The organism is Craurococcus roseus (assembly GCF_039523795.1).
Classification (GTDB): domain Bacteria; phylum Pseudomonadota; class Alphaproteobacteria; order Acetobacterales; family Acetobacteraceae; genus Craurococcus; species Craurococcus roseus.
Genome location: NZ_BAAAFZ010000007.1, coordinates 196,772 through 200,037 on the forward strand (window position 1 = coordinate 196,772; position 3,266 = coordinate 200,037).

2 protein-coding genes and 2 pseudogenes are annotated in these 3,266 nt (G+C 74.0%); all 4 read right to left on the reverse strand.

Annotation, left to right across the window (positions count from 1 at the left end; translation table 11 throughout):
* Nucleotides 1-536, reverse strand: a pseudogene (locus ABD067_RS02925) (YbgF trimerization domain-containing protein); the annotation flags it as partial.
* 115 nt (nucleotides 537-651) lie between these two features.
* Nucleotides 652-1,143, reverse strand: coding sequence for a peptidoglycan-associated lipoprotein Pal (pal, locus tag ABD067_RS02930; RefSeq protein WP_343893650.1), 492 nt, complete (start codon nucleotides 1,141-1,143; stop codon nucleotides 652-654).
* A gap of 142 nt (nucleotides 1,144-1,285) precedes the next feature.
* Nucleotides 1,286-2,656 carry a Tol-Pal system beta propeller repeat protein TolB gene (tolB, locus tag ABD067_RS02935; protein ID WP_408871501.1) on the reverse strand — a complete coding sequence of 457 codons (1,371 nt, stop codon included), beginning with the start codon at nucleotides 2,654-2,656 and terminating at the stop codon, nucleotides 1,286-1,288.
* Nucleotides 2,653-3,266, reverse strand: a pseudogene (locus ABD067_RS02940) (hypothetical protein); the annotation flags it as partial. The pseudogene ABD067_RS02940 and the gene tolB, both read right to left, overlap by 4 nt.

Here is a 3,266-nt window from a genome sequence, read left to right on the forward strand (position 1 = left end):
TCCGCCGTGCGCGGCGCCGGCGCGGCCGCGGGAGCCGGCGGAGGCGGCGCGGGCCGAGGCGCCGGGGACGCCGGCTCGGCCGCTGTCGATTCCCGTCCCCCGCCGCCACCGGCGCCCCGCTGCCGGCCGCCGCTTTCCAACTGCTGCAAGCGGAAATCCACGTCGCCTTGCAGCTTTTCCACCGACTGCGCGAGCTGGCGGTTTCGGAACTCGGTTTCGTCCAGCCGCCCGCGCATCCGGCGCAGCTCTTCTTCCAACGCGCCCACCCGTTCCAGGAGTTGGCTCAGCAGCTCGCCCGACGGCGCCGCGCCGCCGCCGCCGCCGCGCGGCACGGGCGCCGCGAGGCCGGAGCCGCCGCCGCTCCTGCGCAGGCTTTCCAGCTCCTGGCGGAGCTGGAGGATCTGGTTTTGCAGGAAGATGCCCTCGCGGCTCTCGGCCTGCGCCAGCGCAGGACGGGCAAAGACGACGGGCCATCCGCCCCCGGTCAGCGGGGCGGCGAGGATCAGGGCGGCGGCGAGCGCGCGGGTCGGGCGCATAAACGGAACTCCGGTCACGGCGGGCGGCGTCGCCCCATCACGGCCGCGCCGACGCGCGGCCGGCGACGGAGCGACCGTCGCCGCCGCGCCCATTACCCGGCGCGTCCCGGCGCCGCTAGCGAACCACCGTCACGGCGCGGCGGTTCTGCGCCCATGCGTCCTCGGACGAGCCGAGCGCGGTCGGGCGGTCCTTGCCGTAGGAGATGGTCGAGACGCGCGCGCCGGACACGCCGTTGGCCACCAGCACGTCGCGCGCCGCGTTGGCGCGGCGCTGGCCGAGCGCGAGGTTGTATTCGCGCGTGCCGCGCTCGTCCGCGTGGCCTTCCACCTGCACCTGCACCTGCTGGTGCTGCCGCATCCAACCGGCCTGCCGATCCAGCACCGGGCGCTGGTCGGCCCGGATGTTGGAGCGGTCGGTCTCGAAGAACACGCGGTCGCCGATGTTGGCGACCAGGTCCTCCTGGCTGCCGGGGCGCACGGCGCCGCTGCCGAAGCCGGAGCCCGCGCCGCCGGTGCCGGTCTGGGCCTGGTTCGCGGCGTCGTCCGAGCCGCAGGCGGCGAGGAGCGCGACCGCGGCCAAGGCGCCGAGGAGCTTCTGGGTGGCCATGCTTCTGAACCCTCCGCTGCAAACCCGGCCGGCAAACGCCGGCCATCCATGCGTTGAATAGCCCGCCGGCGCTACAACTTTCAGGGTGCACAGGTCAAGCGGAACGGCCCGCGCAAGGCGCGTTCCGTGGCCGTTGCGGCCGTTAGGACAACAGCGGTGACCACGCCGGATCGGAGGCGTCGGTCGGCGTCACGATCTGCCGCTCGTTGAAGCCCGAGATGTCGATGGAGGCGAGGCGCGAGGAGTAGCCGCCGCCCCGCGAGTCGCGCGCCGGGCTCTCGCGGAAGAACATCATCACCCGCCCGTTCGGCGCGAAGGTCGGGCTTTCCATTCCCCAGCCCTCCGACAGGATGCGCTCGCCCGAGCCGTCCGGCCGCATCACGCCGATGGCGAACTGCCCGCCGGCGATGCGGGTGAAGGCGACGAGGTCGCCCCGCGGCGACCACACCGGCGTCGCGTAGCGCCCCCGCCCGAAGGAAATGCGGCGGATGTTCCCGCCGTCCGCCGACATGACGTAGAGCTGCTGGTCGCCGCCGCGGTCGGAGTTGAACACGACTTGCGACCCGTCCGGCGAGAAACAGGGCGAGACGTCGAGGCCGCCACCCGAGGTGAGCTGCCGCTCCCGCCGCGAGGCGAGGTCGACGACGTAGATGTTGGCGTCGGCGCCGCGCGTCGAGGACAGCACCACGCTCCGCCCGTCCGGGGAGAAGCGCGGCGACAGCGTCATGCCGGGGAAGTTGCCCAGCACCTCCTGCCGGCCGCTCTCCAAGCTGAACAGGTGCACGCGCGGCTGGTTCTGCGCGTAGGACATGAAGGCGATCTGCTGCGCGTTCGGGTGGAAGCGCGGCGTCAGCGCCGCGGCGGAGCCGTCGGTGAGGAAACGGTGGTTCTGCCCGTCCTGGTCCATGATGGCCAAGCGCCGCGCGCGGCGGTCGCGGGGGCCGCTCTCAGCGATGTAAGCGACGCGCGTGTCGAAATAGCCCTTCTCGCCGAGCAGCCGCTCGTAGATCACGTCCGAGATCAGGTGCGCGATGCGCCGCCAATTGGCGGGCGGCGCGGTGAAGGCGGTGCCCTGCAACTGCTGCTCCGGCAGCACGTCCCACAGGCGGAACTCGACGCGCAGCCGGTCGCCCTGGAGGTCGGCGCGGCCGGTGGTGAGCGCCTGCGCGCCGATCACCCGCCAGTCCTGGAAGCGTGGCGCCTGCGCGGCGGCCTCCGCCGTCTGGATGAAGGCGGCACGTTGCACCGGGCGGAACAGGCCGGAGGAGCGGAGGTTGTTCAGCACCACCTCCGCGATGTCGCGCCCGAGCCGCTGCGCGTCGCCCGTCCCGGCGAAATCCGGCACGGCGATCGGGATCGGCTCCGTCCGCGCGCGGGTGATGTCGATCACCGCGCCCTGCTGCTGCGCCCGCGCGCCGCCTCGGGGCATGAGGCCGGCCGCGACGGCCGCCCCGAGCGCGGCGCGCCGGCCGGTGGAGAAAAGCCGCGGTGTTTGGCTGCTGTCGTTGCTCATCGGACGAGGCCCTTGGGATTGAAGCGGAAGGTGGACGCCATGAGCGTCGGCAGCTTGGCGGACGGCACCTTCAGCGGGTTGCACTGCGGCGAGAGCAGGGCGCGCCGCGCCGATTCGTAGACGGCGCGCGCCCGCGCTTCCGAGGGCACGCCGCTGGCCGCGACGACGTTGCGCACGTTGCCCTGGCCGTCGAGTTGCACGCGGAGCTCCACCACGATCTCGGACAAATTGGGCGCGCCGGCGTCCACGGACCAGCACTCGCCGATCTGCTCCGCAAGACCACGTATCTCGCCCGAGGTGAGCGCCGCGGCGCCGGTCGGCGCGCCGCCGCCGGAGGACGGCGCGGAGGGCGGCGGGTTGGGGCGGCCGTTCGGCGGCGTTTGAGGCGCCTGCGCCTGCCGCAGCCGGTCCAGGGTGTTCTGGACGCTGTTGGAGCGCTCCTGCGGGCGCTGCACCGGCGGCGTCTGCCCGGTGCCGGCCTGCTGGCTGGGGTTCGGCGGCGGCGGCACCGGCGGGGGCGGCATCGGCAAGGGCCGCTTCGGCCGCGGCGGGGCGGGCGTGGGCGGCGCCGGGGTCGTCGGCGTCGGCTGGCTCTGCTGCTGCGGCGGAC

Bases quoted from the DNA above. Each gene is read 5' to 3' on its own strand.
- pal (WP_343893650.1), bottom strand. From the start codon at position 1,143: ATGGCCACCCAGAAGCTCCTCGGCGCCTTGGCCGCGGTCGCGCTCCTC.
- tolB (WP_408871501.1), bottom strand. From the start codon at position 2,656: ATGAGCAACGACAGCAGCCAAACACCGCGGCTTTTCTCCACCGGCCGG.